The sequence below is a fragment of the Acidiphilium cryptum JF-5 genome (assembly GCF_000016725.1).
Lineage (GTDB): Bacteria > Pseudomonadota > Alphaproteobacteria > Acetobacterales > Acetobacteraceae > Acidiphilium > Acidiphilium multivorum.
Genome location: NC_009484.1, coordinates 2,614,967 through 2,629,865, shown reverse-complemented (window position 1 = coordinate 2,629,865; position 14,899 = coordinate 2,614,967). Strand labels below are relative to the sequence as shown.

The following is a 14,899-nucleotide window of genomic DNA, read 5'->3' as shown; positions in this document are numbered from 1 at the left end:
GGAACTCCATTCTGCGCCCGCGCAGTCTGCCACGCCGCCGCGCGGCCCGGCAATGACATCAGAGCGCAGAATGGCGGGCCGGCCCGTCAGCCTTGCGGGACGAGCTTGTCCTGCGTGCGGGTTTCGAAATCCGAGGCGTCGTGCCGCTCGTGCAGCTGCTCGGCGGGGTCGCCGAAGGTGCGGTTGACCATGCGGCCGCGGCGGACGGCGGGACGCGCCAGGATCTGTTCGGCCCAGCGCACGACGTTGCGGTATTCATGCACCTGCAGGAATTCGGCCGCGTTGTAGAGCCAGCCCAGCACGAGCCCCCCATACCAGGGCCAGACGGCCATGTCGGCGATCGTGTATTCCGTGCCCGCGAGGTACTCCGCCTCGGCGAGCCGGCGGTCGAGCACGTCGAGCTGGCGCTTGGTTTCCATCGCGAAACGGTTGATCGGATATTCGAACTTCTCCGGCGCATAGGCGTAGAAATGGCCGAAGCCGCCGCCGAGATAGGGGGCGCTGCCCATCTGCCAGAACAGCCAGGAGAGGCATTCGGTTCGCGCATCGAGGTCCTTCGGCAGGAATTCGCCGAACTTCTCCGCGAGATAGAGCAGGATGGCGCCGGACTCGAACACCCGGCGGGGCTTGCCGCCACCATGGTCGACCAGGGCGGGAATCTTGGAGTTCGGGTTGGCGGCGACGAAGCCGCTGCCGAACTGGTCGCCCTCGCCGATGCGGATCAGCCAGGCGTCGTATTCGGCGCCGGCATGGCCGCGGGCGAGCAGCTCCTCGAGCATGACGGTGACCTTCACCCCGTTCGGCGTCGCGAGCGAATAGAGCTGGAGCGGATGCCGGCCGACCGGCAGTTCCTTCTCATGGGTGGGGCCGGCGATCGGGCGGTTGATGCTGGCGAAACGTCCGCCGCTGGGCTGCTCCCACGTCCAGATTTTCGGGGGTGTGTAGGCGGTCTCGCTCGTCATGGTCTGTCTCCACGTTTCAAATTCTGGAATCGTCAGCCCGGCGGGGCTGCGCCGATTGTGCCGGATGGCACGCGCGACGGGAGATGGGGCCAGGAGGCGCGTTTTTCAGGCCCCTGGCGCGGGGTCGATCAGGCGGGCACGGGCACCGGGTGCGGCCGCGCGGCACTGCGCCGGATCGCAGTGGGCGGCGCGTCCTGCGCCGTGCGGAAGCCCGCCGCCTGCGCGGCGAGCTTCGCGGTTTCCTCCTTCAGCGACACGGTGGCGGCCGCGGTCTGCTCGACCATGGCGGCGTTCTGCTGCACGGCCTGGTTCATCTGCCCGGCGGCGGCATTCACCTCGGCAAGGCTGCGCGCCTGGCGGTTGGCGGAGCCGGAAATCTCGGTGATGAGCTGTTCGAGCGCGACCACGTTCTGCGCGATCGTCTCCAGCGCGGCGCCGGTCTCGCCGACCAGGCGAACCCCGTCGCCCACCTGTTTCGAGGACCGGGCGATGAGTTCCTTGATCGATTTCGCGGCCTCGGCCGAGCGGTGGGCGAGGGCGCGCACCTCGGAGGCGACGACGGCGAAGCCCCGCCCGGCATCGCCGGCGCGCGCGGCCTCGACCCCGGCATTGAGCGCGAGCAGGTTGGTCTGGAACGCCACCTCGTCGATCAGGCCGATGATCTGGTCGATCTCGCGCGAGGAGGTTTCGATCTGCCGCATCGCGGCGACGGCGTTGGCGACGATATTGTGCGACCTGTCGGCGGCGGCGTTGGCCGTCTGGGCCGCGGTGTTCGCGCGCGCGGCGTTCTCCGCCGTGCTCTGCACGCCGGAGGTGATCTCGTTGAGCGCGGCACTGGTCTGTTCGAGGCTGGCGGCCTGCTGCTCGGTGCGGCGGGCGAGATCCTCGGCGGCGCGGGCGATCTCGTCGACGCCGTTGTTGATCTCGCCGGTGCTCTTGCGGACGCCCGAGAGACTGTCCGACAGGCGGCTGAGGGCGCCGTTGAAATCGTCGGCCAGGCGATGATAGTCCTCCGGCAGCCCTTCGGTGATGCGGTAGGACAGGTTGCCCTCGGCCAGCGCGGTAAGGGCGCGGCCGAGCGTATCCATTACCACGCGGTTGGTCGCGGCCGCCTTGTCCTCGGCCTCGCGGCGCCGGCGGTCGAGTTCCTCGAGATAGACGGCGATCGCGAGATCCATGTCGAGGAAGGTGGCCTTGACCAGCGCGCCGAGATCGGCGGCCGGGCTGGTTTCGGCGTCGCGGCGGAACAGGGGGCGCCGTTTCGGTTTCCGCGAATCGAGCACGCCGGCGATGATCTGTTCGAGGATGAGCGCGTAACCGGCGATATACCAGCGCGGCTCGAGCCCGATCCTGGCGTGCACCTCGCCGACTCGGGTGACGGCGTCGACATAGTCGGTGTCGAACCGCGCCTCGGCGATGCGGGTCCAGTGGCCGGCCTGGCGGGATCGGGCCGTGCCGATCGAGGCGTCGGTGGCGAAGAAGGCACGGGCTTCCGGGCTGCGGCGGATGCGCTCGTAGAAATCCGCGAGTGCGGCCGGCACCGCCTGCGCAAGCACCGGCTGCATGTCCCGCAGACGGCCCCTGACCTGTTCGTCGAGCCCGATGAATTCCAGTCGCTGCGCGAACGTTTCCCGGCAAGTGTTCATCGTGGTTGACCCATTCTGTTGAATGCAAATATCTATGTTTTCGAATAATTAAGAGCCGCCTAACGTTACAATTTTAATTTCGATTATTGAGATACTGCATTCGACCAGGCTTGATCTGCACAGCAGGCGAATGTTCGAATTCCGGAAAACGAACATTGAAGCCGAGGATCGGGATGTTCGTTTCGGGCGGCTGGCATTCGGCGGCCCGCTGCGCGACAAAGGCTACCGCGGAAGGGAGACACAGATGACCATGACGATGAGCACCAATTCGGACCTGCAGCGGGCGCGCCGGTGATGGACGGCGCCTCGCCCCGCGCGGGAAGCCGCCGACAGGCCGAGATCATGAGCCTGTTGCAGGAAGCCGGGCGGGTCTCGGTCGAGGATCTGGCGGCGCGCTTCGGCGTGACGCCGCAGACGATCCGGCGCGATCTCAACGAATTGTGCGAGGTCCACCGCCTGACCCGGGTGCATGGTGGCGCGATGATCGCCTCCAGCGTCGCCAATCTCGCCTATGACGCGCGCAAGCTCGTGGCGCAGCCGGTCAAGCAGCTGATCGGCGAGGCGGCGGCGCGGCTGATCCCGGACAATTCCTCCCTGCTGATCAATCTCGGCACCACCACCGAGGAGGTCGCCCGCGCGCTCGCGCAACACAGCGGCCTGCTCGTCATCACCAACAACCTGCATGTGGCGGCGGAGCTGTATCGCCTGCCCGGCGTCGAGCTCATCATGGCGGGCGGCACGGTGCGCCGGGCCGATGGCGGCATCGTCGGCGCGACGACGGTGGAGCAGATCCGCCAGTTCCGCGCCGATTTCGCGGTGATCGGCACCTCGGCGATCGACCGCGACGGCACGCTCCTCGATTTCGACAGCCGCGAGGTGCAGGTCTCCCGCGCAATCATCGAATGCGCCAGGCGGGTCATGCTGGTGGCCGACAGCAGCAAGTTCACCCGCTCCGCGCCGGTGCGGATCGCGCATCTGAAGGATGTCGACGTGCTGGTGACCGACCGGCTGCGCACGCCCGAAAGCCGCGAACTCTGCGAACGTCTCGGCATCGAAGTGGTGGAAACGGCGGGGGAGGAAGACGCCGACACGGCCGACTGAGTCGGTCGATATTCGTTTCATATTTCGTTTTGAGTGTTGACGCCCGGTTTTTGTTCGTATTAACGTTCGCTTCGACAAGCGATCGAATACGAAACGCAAACGCGGGAGGTTTGCCTGATGGCGTCCGCAACGGACACTTCAGTGGTCCACGACATCGCGATCATCGGCGGTGGCATCAATGGCTGCGGCATCGCGCGCGATGCGGCGGGGCGCGGCTGGTCGGTCTTTCTCTGCGAGGCGGGCGATCTCGGCGGCGCCACCTCGGCGGCCTCGACCAAATTGATCCATGGCGGCCTGCGCTATCTCGAATATTACGAGTTCCGGCTGGTGCGCGAGGCGCTGATGGAGCGCGAGGTGCTGTGGGGCATCGCGCCGCACATCATCTGGCCGTTGCGCTTCGTGCTGCCGCACCACAAGGGGTTGCGCCCGGCCTGGATGCTGCGGCTCGGCCTCTTTCTCTACGATCATCTCGGCGGGCGGAAGAAACTGCCGCCGACGCGCGTGGTGCGGTTGCGGCGCGATCCCGCCGGCCGCCCGCTCGATCCGCGCTTTGTCCGCGCCTACGAATATTCGGATTGCTGGGTGGAGGATTCGCGCCTCGTCGTGCTGAACGCGCGCGATGCGGCGGATCGGGGCGCGGTGATCGAGCCGCGCACCCGCTGCATCAGCGGCGCGCGCGAGGGCGGGCTGTGGACCCTCACCGTGCGCGACGAGCGCAGCGGCGAAACCCGCACGGTGCGCGCCCGCGCCCTGGTGAACGCCGCCGGGCCCTGGGTCGCCGAGGTGCTGCAGAAGGTGCTGCGGGCGAACACGCCGGCCTCGGTGCGCGCCGTCCAGGGCAGCCACATCGTCGTTCCCCGGCTCTACCCCGAGGATCATTGCTACATCTTCCAGAACGCCGATGGCCGCATCTTCTTCGTCATCCCCTATGAGCGGGATTTCACCCTGATCGGCACCACCGACCGCGACTATCAGGGCGACCCCGCCGAGGTGCGCGCCTCGGCTGACGAGATCGCCTATCTCTGCGAGTCCGCCAGCGCCTATTTCACGAAGCCGGTCACGCCGGCGGATGTCGTCTGGGCCTATTCCGGCGTCCGCCCGCTCTATGACGACGGCGCCTCGAAAGCCCAGGCCGCCACGCGCGACTACGTGCTGGAGATGGACGCGCCGGCCGATGGCCCCGCCCTGCTCTCGGTCTTCGGCGGCAAGATCACGACCTACCGCCGCCTGGCCGAATCGGTGCTCGGCAAGCTCGCGCCGCACCTGCCGCCCGCCACCGCGCGGAAGCAGGGCTGGACCGGCGACGAGCCCCTGCCCGGCGGCGATTTCCCGACCGACGGGTTCGACGCCCAGGTGGCGGCGCTGTTGCGCGACTATCCGTTCCTCGCGCCGGCCACCGCGGCGCGGCTGGTCAGGGCCTATGGCACCCGCGCGCGCGTCCTGCTCGGCGATGCGCGGCGGGCGGAGGATCTCGGCGCCATCTTCGGCGCCGACCTGACCGAGGCGGAACTGCGTTACCTGCACGCCCACGAATTCGCGCTGACCGCGGAGGACGTGGTGTGGCACCGCAGCAAGTTCGGCCTGCGGCTGAGCGATGCCGAGATCGCCGCTGTCGAGCGGTTCATGCAGACCCTCGCCGCACAGGACGCCCACGCATGATGCGCGAGGCGCAACAGAAATTCCGGAGTCCGGCGGAATCCGGCGCCCGCCGCGCCAGGGGCGCGCCAGAGCCGGCTGCACTGCTACCCGGACGTTAGTTCACATCGTTGCCAGCAAAGGGAGGAATAAAATGTCGCGTTATGTAGGGGCCATAGACCAGGGCACGACGAGCTCGCGCTTCATCGTGTTTGACAAGGGCGGGAACATCGTTTCCGTCGCCCAGAAGGAGCACCGGCAGATCTATCCGAAGCCGGGCTGGGTCGAGCACGACCCGATGGAGATTCTCTCCAACACCAACGAGGTCATCGGCGCCGCCCTCGCGCGGGCAAACCTCACCGCGTCCGACCTCGCCGCCGTCGGCATCACCAACCAGCGCGAGACCACCCTGCTGTGGGACCGCAAGACCGGCCAGCCGCTCTGCAACGCGCTGGTCTGGATGGACACCCGCACCGACCAGCTCGTCCAGCAGTTCACCCGCGATGGCGGGCAGGACCGCTTCCGCGCCAAGACCGGCCTGCCGCTGGCCACCTATTTCGCCGGGCTGAAGCTGCGCTGGATTCTCGACAATGTCGAAGGAGCGAAGGCCAAGGCCGAGGCGGGCGACGCGCTGTTCGGCACCGTCGATTCCTGGCTGACCTGGAACCTGACGGGTGGCGTGAATGGCGGCCACCACGTGACCGACGTGACCAACGCCAGCCGCACCATGCTGATCGACCTCGCGACCTGCGCCTGGGATGACGACATGCTGAACGCGTTCGGCATTCCGCGCGCCTGCCTGCCGAAGATCGTGCCGTCCTCCGCCGTCTATGGCGAAATCCGCACCGCCCCGCTGCAAGGCACGAAACTCGCCGGCATGCTGGGCGACCAGCAGGCCGCCCTGGTCGGGCAGACCTGCTTCGCCCCCGGCGAGGCGAAGAACACCTATGGCACCGGCTCGTTCCTGCTGATGAACACCGGCACCGAGCCCGTGCAGTCCAAGGCCGGGCTGCTTACCACGCTCGCCTACCAGCTCGGCGACGAGAAGCCGCGCTACGCGCTGGAGGGAGCGATCGCCATCACCGGCGCGCTGGTGCAGTGGCTGCGCGACAACCTGAAACTGTTCGACGTCGCCCCGCAGATCGAGCCGCTCGCCCGCAGCGTCGAGGACAATGGCGATGTGTATATCGTGCCCGCGTTCTCCGGGCTCTACGCGCCCTACTGGAAGGACGACGCCCGCGGCGTCATCGCCGGGCTGACGCGCTATGCGACCCGCGCCCACCTCGCCCGCGCCGCCCTCGAATCCACCGCCTACCAGGTGCGCGACGTCGTCGAGGCGATGCAGGAGGATTCCGGCATCCGGCTCGCGGCGCTGAAGACCGATGGCGGCATGGTCGCCAACGAATTGCTGATGCAGTTCCAGGCCGACATCCTGAACGCCCCGGTGGTCCGCCCGAAAATGACCGAGACCACCGCGCTGGGTGCCGCCTACGCCGCCGGCCTCGCCGTCGGCTACTGGGCGAATCTTGAGGATCTGCGCGCCAACTGGGGCGTGGACAAGACCTGGGAGCCGTCAATGCCCGCCGAGACGCGCGAAAAATACTATCGCTCATGGAAGAAGGCCGTGCAGCGTTCCTTCGCCTGGGTCGATTGACGAAAAACAAACCAGTCATCAAGAGAAATCAAGAAATGTCCATTTTCACGGGTGAATTCCTTGGCACCGCGACACTGATCTTGTTCGGTGACGGTGTCGTGGCCGGTGTGCTGCTTAACCATTCCAAGGCCCAGAATTCGGGCTGGATCGTCATAACGACGGGGTGGGCCTTCGCGGTGCTGGCGGGTGTGTTCGTCGCCAAGGCCTGCGGTAGTCCGGCTGCGTATATCAATCCGGCCTTCGCGATCGGCATCGCGGTGGATCACAATAACTGGACCGGAATTCCGCAGGCCATTGCGGGGGATTTTCTGGGAGCATTCTTCGGCGGCATTCTCGTCTTCCTGCAATACCTGCCGCACTGGAAGGAAACGCCGGATCAGGGTCTGAAGCTCGCGGTGTTCTGCACTGCACCGGCCATCCGGAACACGGTCGCGAACCTGATCAGCGAAATTATCGGCACCTTCGCACTGACGTTCATCATCGGTGCGATCTTCTCGAAGGCGGCCTCGCCCCACGGGATTGCGGATGGCATCGGCCCCTATCTGGTCGCGGCGCTTGTCTGGGGGATCGGTTTGTCCCTCGGTGGCACGACCGGTTATGCGATCAACCCGGCGCGTGATCTCGGGCCGCGCATCGCCCATGCGGTATTGCCGATCCCGGGCAAGGGCGGGTCGGATTGGGGCTATGCTGCAATCCCTGTCGTCGGGCCGGTGATTGGCGCGGCGCTGGCCGGGCTTGCCATGGCCGCTTTCCATATGTGAGCAGAAATGCCGCCAGCTATCCGCTCCTGAAATTCTCGCGTGAATTTCGGGATCAGTCAGAGTCACGTACGCTCGCGTGATCGCGCCCGCCCGGAGCAAACCTCCGGGCGGGTTTTTCACATCGCCTCGGCGATGACGGGAATGGATTTCGCCGCCGGCGTCAGCGCAAGCTCGTCGTGGTGGTAAAGCGGCAGCAGCGGGTTGGCTTCGGGATAGTAGGCGCCGATCGACCCTTTCGGAATATTGTAGGGCAGGGCGGTGAGATTCCCGACCGACCGGTCCACGCCATCCTCCGAGACGGTTCGCAGCCGGATCCTGTCGCCCGCGGCGATGCCGCGTTCGGCCATGTCCTGCTCGTTCATGAAGGCCACCATCCGGTCGCCCTTCACGCCGCGATAGCGGTCGTCCAGGCTGTAGATCGTGGTGTTGTACTGGTCATGGCTGCGAAGCGTGGCAAGGCGCAGCGTGCCGGGATTCCGCTCCCGCGCCGGATCTTCCGCCACGCCGCGGAAGACGAGAAAATTCGCCCGGCCCGTATCCGTCTTCCACACCCGCTCGCTGGCCGGGTTGTAGAGGCGGAAGCCGCCGGGCTGGCGGAGGCGTTCGTTGAAATCATGGAACAGATCGGGATAGACCGCCTCGATATCGTCGCGGATGCGGGCATAGTCCGCGACATAGCCATCCCAGTCGATCCGGGGGGGCCGGTCGCCGAGGATCGCCTTCGCCATGCCGCAGACGATCGCGACCTCCGAGCGCAGCTGCGGGCTCGCGGGCTCCAGCAGGCCGCCGGAGGCATGGACCATGCTCATCGAGTCCTCGATCGTCACCGATTGCAGGACGCCGTTCTGCGGGTCGAGCTCGGAGCGGGCGAGGCAGGGCAGGATCAGCGCGTCTTGCCCGTGCACGACATGGCCGCGATTGAGCTTGGTCGCCACGCTGACGGTCAGGCCGATGCGGCGCATCGCGGCATCGGCCAGCGGCGTGTCCGGCACGGCGGCGGCGAAATTGCCGCCCATGCCGATGAAGACGCGAACGTCGCCGCGCAGCATGGCCTCGAGCGCGGTGACGACATTATGGCCATGTTCGCGCGGCGGCTCGAAGTTGAAGACCTTGCCGAGACGGTCGAGATACGCCGCCGAGGGCTGGTCGTCGATGCCGACGGTGCGGTCGCCCTGCACGTTGGAATGGCCACGCACCGGCGAGATGCCCGTCCCCGGCCGGCCGATATTGCCGCGCAGCAGCAGCAGGTTCACGCATTGCTGGATGTTCTGCGAGCCGTGACGATGCTGGGTGATTCCCATGCCGTACATCAGGATGACGTTCCTTGACGCCGCGTAGATGTCGGCGATCTGCTGCAGGGTCTCCCGCGAGAGGCCGGACGTCTCGAGAATGGCGTCCCAGGCCGTGGCGTCGAGATCGGCAACGAAAGCGTCGAATCCGCTGGTGTGGGCGGCAATGAAGTCGTGATCGAGAACCGGGGTGCGGCCGTTCGCCCGAGCGTTGCGGTCGGCCTCGACCAGCAGCTTCATCACGCCTTTCAACGCCGCAACGTCACCGCCGACTTTCACCTGGCAATACAGATGGGCGATGCGCTGGCCGCGATTGGTGAGTATGTCGCCCGCGTCCTTCGGGTCGGCAAAGCGTTCGAGCGCGCGCTCGCGCAGCGGGTTGAGCACAACGATGCGCGCGCCGCGCCTTGCCGCGTCGCGCAGCGTGCCCATCGCCCGCGGGGAATTGGTGCCGGGGTTCTGGCCGATCGAGAGGATCATGTCGGCGTGTTCGAAATCCTCGAGGGTCGAGGTGCCCTTGCCGATGCCGATCGACTGCGGCAGGCCGCGGCTGGTGGGCTCGTGGCACATGTTCGAGCAATCGGGGAAGTTGTTGGTGCCGATCAGGCGGCCGAGCAGGGCGAAGAGGAACGCGGCCTCGTTCGAGGTGCGGCCGGAGACGTAGAACTCCGCCTGGTCGGGGTGGTCCATCGCGGCGATGTGACGGGCGATCATGGCGAAGGCGTCGTCCCAGGCGATGGGGACGTACCGGTCGGTCGCGGGGTCGTATCGCATCGGCTCGGTCAGGCGGCCCTGGCTTTCCAGCCAGTGGTCGGACTGCTTCGCGAGATCGGCGAGGGTGTTTTGCGCGAAGAAATCGCGGGTGACGCGGCGGTCGGTCACTTCCCAGGCGACCGCTTTTGCGCCGTTCTCGCAGAATTCGAAGGAGGAGGTGTGGCGCGGGTCGGGCCAGGCGCAGCCGGGGCAGTCGAATCCTTCGGGCTGGTTGGTGGCGAGCAGGGCGCGGCTGCCGCGGGCGACGGCACTTTGCTGGCGCAGCGCGCGGGCGGTGGCGGCGAGCGCGCCCCAGCCTCCGGCGGGAGCATCGTAGGGGGCGAAGATATCGTCGGGATTGGCCATCCTGTCCTCCTTCCGTGGCCCGATTCACATGGAGGGCGGAGGTGGCGATGCAACCGGCGGCGGAACACGATCCGCCTCGGCAACAATGGCGTCGGCCTCAGCCGAACAGGCGGCCCGAGCTGGGGACGAGGCGGAGTCGGAGCCAGTCGTGCAGGGCCTCGCCGCTCATCGGCATCGCGAACAGGCTGCCCTGTCCCTCCTCGAAGCCGAGTTCGATCAGGCTGACGCGGTGATGATCGGTTTCCATGCCCTCTGCGGTGATGGTGAGGGCGACATCGCGCGCCATGCGGCCGATATGGAAGAGAATGGTCCGCCGGCGGGGATCATCCATCGCGTCCTTGATCAGGGAACGGTCGATCTTCAGCCGGTCGAAGCGGAAATAGTACAGGGTCGAAATCGAGGAATAGCCGGAGCCGAAATCGTCGAGCGCGAGGCGGCAACCGAGTGCCGTGATCGCCTCAAGGATGCGGCGGGTCTCGGGCGAGACGTCGAGGATCGCGGTTTCGGTCAGTTCGAACTCGATCCGGCCCGGGCCGAGGCGGTGGCGGACGAGGGCGGCGCCGATCCGCTCGATCAGCGCCGGATCGTGAAGCTGTACGGGCGAGAGATTGACCGCAACCGCGATGTGATCGGGCAGGGTGGCGGCGTAGGCGCAGGCGGCCTCGATGACGAAGGCGCCGATGCGAATGATGGCGCCGTTATGCTCCGAAGCCCGAATGAACTGGTCCGGCGGGAGAATGCCGTATTCCGGATGCTTCCAGCGGACCAGCGCCTCGACGGTGGTCACCGCGCCGCTGTCGAGCCGGACGATCGGCTGGTATTCGAGGAAGAAAACCTGCTTTTCGAATTCGTTCACCAGCGCGGCATCGATCTGGCGGAGGCGGGTCGTGTGCCGGTCGTTTTCCGGATCGAACAGGCGGGCGGAGCCACGGCCGCTCGCCTTGGCGCGGTAGAGCGCGAGGTCGGCGGCATGGCGGGCATCCTCCGGCAGGATGCCGGGGCGGGTGATCATCGCGATGCCGGCGCAGGAGCCGATCGCCACCGTGACGTCGGCGAGGCGAAAGGGATCGGCCAGCCGATCGATGATACGGCCGGTGACCGCCTCGGCATCGGCGATCGTCGCATCGGGCAGGAGGATCGCGAATTCGTCGCCGCCGAGGCGGAAGCAGCGATCATGGCTGCGCACGCATGACAGGATGCGGCGGGCGACCGCATGCAGCAGTTCGTCGCCGGTCTTGTGGCCGAAACGGTCGTTCACCGACTTGAAATGGTCGAGGTCGAGACAGATCAGCCCGGTGCCGACACCGACCGGCCCCGAGCAGGCCGCCTGTAGCGCCTCGTCGAAACTCATGCGGTTGCCGAGGCCGGTCAGGCTGTCGTGGCTGGCGATGTGGGCGATCTTGCGTTCGGCCAGGCGGTGGGCGGTGACGTCGGACCCGACGCCGCGATAGCCGATGAAGACCCCTTCGCGGTCGAACACCGGCTTGCCGGCAATCGACCAGCACCGCTCCTCGTTGCTGAAATGCAGCGGGGTCCGGGGTTCATTGAAGGTTTCCCGCCGCCCGATCCGGTGGATCAGGTTGCCGACCGCGGCGTTGCACGAATGATCCGGCCCGGCTCGGCCGTGTTCGACGAGAAAGCGGATGATCGACATGCTGGCGAGTTCCGCCGGCGTCGAACGCGCGACCTCGGCGAAGCGCAGCGAGGGGCGGATCAGCGTCAGCGAGGCATCGGTCTCCCAGAGGAAGTCGCTCGCCCCCTCCTCGAAATCGCGGAGGAGGAGGTTGATTACCTCGCTCTGGCGCTCGGCCTCGAGGCGGCGCAACTCGCGCTCCATCGTGTTGGCGTTGACGTAGAGGATGGTCGAGAAGGTGAGGAAGGCGTAGCTCGCGAGACCGATCAGCGTCGCGGCCGGGGGGATTGCCGAGTCCGCCATGATGGCGATGACGGAGCCGATCGTCACCGGTGTCCAGAGGGCGAGGGCGTAGAGTGCTGGACCCGAGAAGGCCGAGGTCGACATCAGCCCGATCGCGACCGCGTAGAGCATGCTCGTCTGCACCGGATCGGCATGGTGCAGCCCGCCGATCAGGATGAACGACCAGAATATGCCGATCATGAGGGCCAGGCCGGAAAAGGCGAGCTTGAAAACGACGGGCCGCACGTCCGCCGGTCGGCGGGCCCAGAGAATCGCGGAGATCGAGAGCAGGACGTAGCCGGTGAACAGGCCGGCGAAGCCACCGGTCAGCAACGGCGCGCCATGCAGCCGGTTCCAGAAGCTCCAGCACAGCGCACCCGAGACGAGCCCGCCTGTGACCACCATCCGGGGGACCAGCGCGGTTCTCATGTCCAGTAGCGATATGTCGATCTGACGTCGTGTTTGCGGCAACAGATCGAGGGTAGTCTGGCCTGACTGTCTCAATTTCAGTTTCTTTGCGACAGCGAATGGAAAATGATCAAATTCAAAATCCATCTTCCGACAACTTGCAAACCACTATAGGTTGAAATGATTTGTTAAATCTTAAAGCAGATCGGTTAAATTGCAAACGCGAACAACTTTCGGTGGAGACCAAAATGGTATATTCCCCCTTGGATACCGATGTCGAGCCGCGCACGGGCGTGAAGCGGCTGCGCGAGACCGGCAATATCATCGAGGCACAGCTGGTCACGTCGCCGCAGCAGGCGCGCCTGGCCTACGGCATGCGCTACGACGCCTACCGTGAATACGGCTTTGTCGGCGAACGGCCGGATGGCCTGTTCAGTGACGAATATGATACGAGGCCGAATTACTCCACGATCCTGGTATTCCGCAACGGAACGCCGGCGGCGACGATCCGCGTCGCGCTGTTCGATCCGGGCCACCCTGATCCGGTGTTTCACCGGACCCAGGCCATGGAGATCTTCGAGGCGGAGATCCGGGCGGTCGTCGCGGCCGAACGCCGGCCCGGCACCGCGGGCAGCGCGATCGAGCTTGGCAAGCTCGCGCGGGCGGCCGATGCGGCGAACGATGTCGAGGTGCTGTTCGCAGCCTTCCGCGCGGCGGGCTATATCGGGTTGCATCACGACGTCGATGCCGTGCTGAACGCGGTGCGCGCGCATCACATGCCGATGTACCGCCGCTGCGGTTTTCGCGTGCTGGAGCGGCCGCGGCCCTATCCGGGACTGACCTTCCAGACCGGGCTGATGGGGCTGTTCAGAGACCAGTATGCCGTGGCGCAGCATACCGTTCCGTTCATGGCCGGGATGGCGGCCGGCGACCCGACGCATCAGGCGCTGATGGCGGGCGAACCAGCGCGGCTTTCGGTGTTCTCTGCCCTCGAATGCTTGGCGGCGCGTGCGGCACCCCTGGCGATGCCGGCCGTTGCCGCGTCCTGAGGCGGCGGTACTCAGCGACGGGCGACGAAGTTCTCGAGCCAGTGGATCGTGTATTCACCGGAGCGGAAACCGGGGTCGTCGAGGATACGCAGGTGCAGCGGGATCGTCGTCCTGATGCCTGAAAGGGCGAATTCCTCGAGCGCGCGGCGCATCCGGGCGATGGCTTCGGCCCGGCTGCGCCCATGCACGATCAGCTTGGCGACCAGGCTGTCGTAATGGGAGGGCACGCGATAGCCGGCATAGATCGCTGAATCGAGCCGCACGCCGAGGCCGCCGGGGGCGTGGAACACCTCGACCTTGCCCGGCGAGGGGGCGAAGGTTTCCGGATCCTCGGCGGTGATGCGGCATTCGATGGCGTGGCCGTTGAACGAGATGTCGGCCTGGCCGTAGCCGAGCGTCTCGCCGGCGGCGATGCGGATCTGCTCGCGCACGAGATCGACGCCGGTGACCATTTCGGTGACCGGATGCTCGACCTGCAGGCGCGTGTTCATCTCGATGAAGGCGAACTGACCGTCCTGATACAGGAATTCGAGCGTGCCGGCGTTGCGGTAGCCGAACTTCGTCAGCGCCGCGGTGGCGATCTCGCCGAGTCGGTCGCGCTCCTCGCGGGTGATGCCGGGCGAACCCGCCTCTTCCAGCAGCTTCTGGTGGCGGCGCTGCAGCGAGCAGTCGCGCTCGCCGAAATGCACCACGTTGCCGTGATTGTCGCCCAGCACCTGAAGCTCGACGTGGCGCGGCCGGTCGAGATATTTCTCGATATAGACGGCGTTGTTGCCGAAGGCCGCACCGGCTTCGGCGCGGGCGGTGCGGAAGGCTTCCTCGACCTCGTCAAGGGTGCGGGCGACCTTCATGCCGCGCCCGCCGCCGCCGGCCGCGGCCTTGATCAGCACCGGGCAGCCGATTTCCGCGGCGACGCGCTTCGCCGCCTCGACATCCGGCACCTCACCGTCCGAGCCGGGGACGAGCGGCACACCGAGATCCGCCATCGTCGTCTTGGCGGTGATCTTGTCGCCCATCATGCGGATATGGGTGGGCGAGGGGCCGATGAAGGCGAGGCCATGGGCTTCCACCATCTCGGCGAAATCGGCGTTCTCGGAGAGGAAGCCGTAGCCGGGATGCACCGCCTCCGCCCCGGTGATCAGTGCCGCACTGATGAGGGCGGGCATGTTGAGATAGGAGTCGCGCGCGGCGGCGGGGCCGATGCAGACACTCTCATCGGCGAGGCGCACATGCATCGCATCGGCATCGGCGGTGGAATGCACCGCGACGGTGGCGATGCCCATCTCGCGGCAGGCGCGCTGGACCCGGAGCGCGATTTCGCCCCGGTTGGCGATCAGGATCTTCGAGAACACGGGCACCG

General features: G+C 66.7%; 11 protein-coding genes. 6 read left to right on the top strand and 5 right to left on the bottom strand.

The annotated features are described in order from the left end of the window. Positions 1–86 precede the first annotated feature (86 nt). Both yghU and ACRY_RS14430 read right to left on the bottom strand, forming a co-directional pair. On the bottom strand, positions 87–962 hold the full coding sequence (yghU, locus tag ACRY_RS14435; protein ID WP_012040020.1) for a glutathione-dependent disulfide-bond oxidoreductase: 876 nt from the start codon (positions 960–962) through the stop codon (positions 87–89). Between the two features lie 128 nt (positions 963–1,090). Then, positions 1,091–2,608, bottom strand: a complete 1,518-nt coding sequence (locus ACRY_RS14430; RefSeq protein ID WP_012040019.1) for a methyl-accepting chemotaxis protein — start codon at positions 2,606–2,608, stop codon at positions 1,091–1,093. Between the two features lie 130 nt (positions 2,609–2,738). Between ACRY_RS14430 and ACRY_RS19765 the strand changes: the two genes are divergently transcribed. From ACRY_RS19765 to ACRY_RS14410, 5 genes are all read left to right on the top strand, one after another. After that, positions 2,739–2,903, top strand: a complete 165-nt coding sequence (locus ACRY_RS19765; RefSeq protein WP_013640796.1) for a hypothetical protein — start codon at positions 2,739–2,741, stop codon at positions 2,901–2,903. Continuing rightward, positions 2,903–3,709 (top strand): DeoR/GlpR family DNA-binding transcription regulator, encoded by an 807-nt coding sequence (locus ACRY_RS14425; protein WP_012040018.1) that lies wholly within the window; start codon positions 2,903–2,905, stop codon positions 3,707–3,709. The genes ACRY_RS19765 and ACRY_RS14425 overlap by 1 nt, the downstream gene beginning before the upstream one ends. Before the next feature lie 117 nt (positions 3,710–3,826). Continuing rightward, positions 3,827–5,368 carry a glycerol-3-phosphate dehydrogenase gene (gene glpD / locus ACRY_RS14420; RefSeq protein WP_012040017.1) on the top strand — a complete coding sequence of 514 codons (1,542 nt, stop codon included), beginning with the start codon at positions 3,827–3,829 and terminating at the stop codon, positions 5,366–5,368. Positions 5,369–5,498: 130 nt separating this feature from the next. Next, positions 5,499–6,998, top strand: coding sequence for a glycerol kinase GlpK (gene glpK, locus ACRY_RS14415; RefSeq protein ID WP_007424080.1), 1,500 nt, complete (start codon positions 5,499–5,501; stop codon positions 6,996–6,998). Positions 6,999–7,033: 35 nt separating this feature from the next. Continuing rightward, positions 7,034–7,759 carry an MIP/aquaporin family protein gene (locus ACRY_RS14410; protein ID WP_012040016.1) on the top strand — a complete coding sequence of 242 codons (726 nt, stop codon included), beginning with the start codon at positions 7,034–7,036 and terminating at the stop codon, positions 7,757–7,759. 116 nt (positions 7,760–7,875) lie between these two features. On the opposite strand, the gene ACRY_RS14405 is transcribed toward ACRY_RS14410, so the two are convergent. Both ACRY_RS14405 and ACRY_RS14400 read right to left on the bottom strand, forming a co-directional pair. Then, entirely contained in the window at positions 7,876–10,167 is a 2,292-nt protein-coding gene (locus ACRY_RS14405) for an FdhF/YdeP family oxidoreductase (protein ID WP_012040015.1), read from the bottom strand. A 97-nt stretch (positions 10,168–10,264) separates the two neighbouring features. Continuing rightward, positions 10,265–12,511, bottom strand: coding sequence for a putative bifunctional diguanylate cyclase/phosphodiesterase (locus ACRY_RS14400; protein WP_231295276.1), 2,247 nt, complete (start codon positions 12,509–12,511; stop codon positions 10,265–10,267). A 164-nt stretch (positions 12,512–12,675) separates the two neighbouring features. Between ACRY_RS14400 and ACRY_RS14395 the strand changes: the two genes are divergently transcribed. After that, positions 12,676–13,539, top strand: coding sequence for an N-acyl amino acid synthase FeeM domain-containing protein (locus ACRY_RS14395; protein WP_231295275.1), 864 nt, complete (start codon positions 12,676–12,678; stop codon positions 13,537–13,539). An 11-nt stretch (positions 13,540–13,550) separates the two neighbouring features. Here the strand turns inward: ACRY_RS14395 and accC are convergent, their stop codons facing one another. Then, positions 13,551–14,891: an acetyl-CoA carboxylase biotin carboxylase subunit gene (gene accC, locus ACRY_RS14390; RefSeq protein WP_196796294.1), complete on the bottom strand. Its 1,341-nt coding sequence runs from the start codon at positions 14,889–14,891 to the stop codon at positions 13,551–13,553. Between the last annotated feature and the right edge of the window lie 8 nt (positions 14,892–14,899).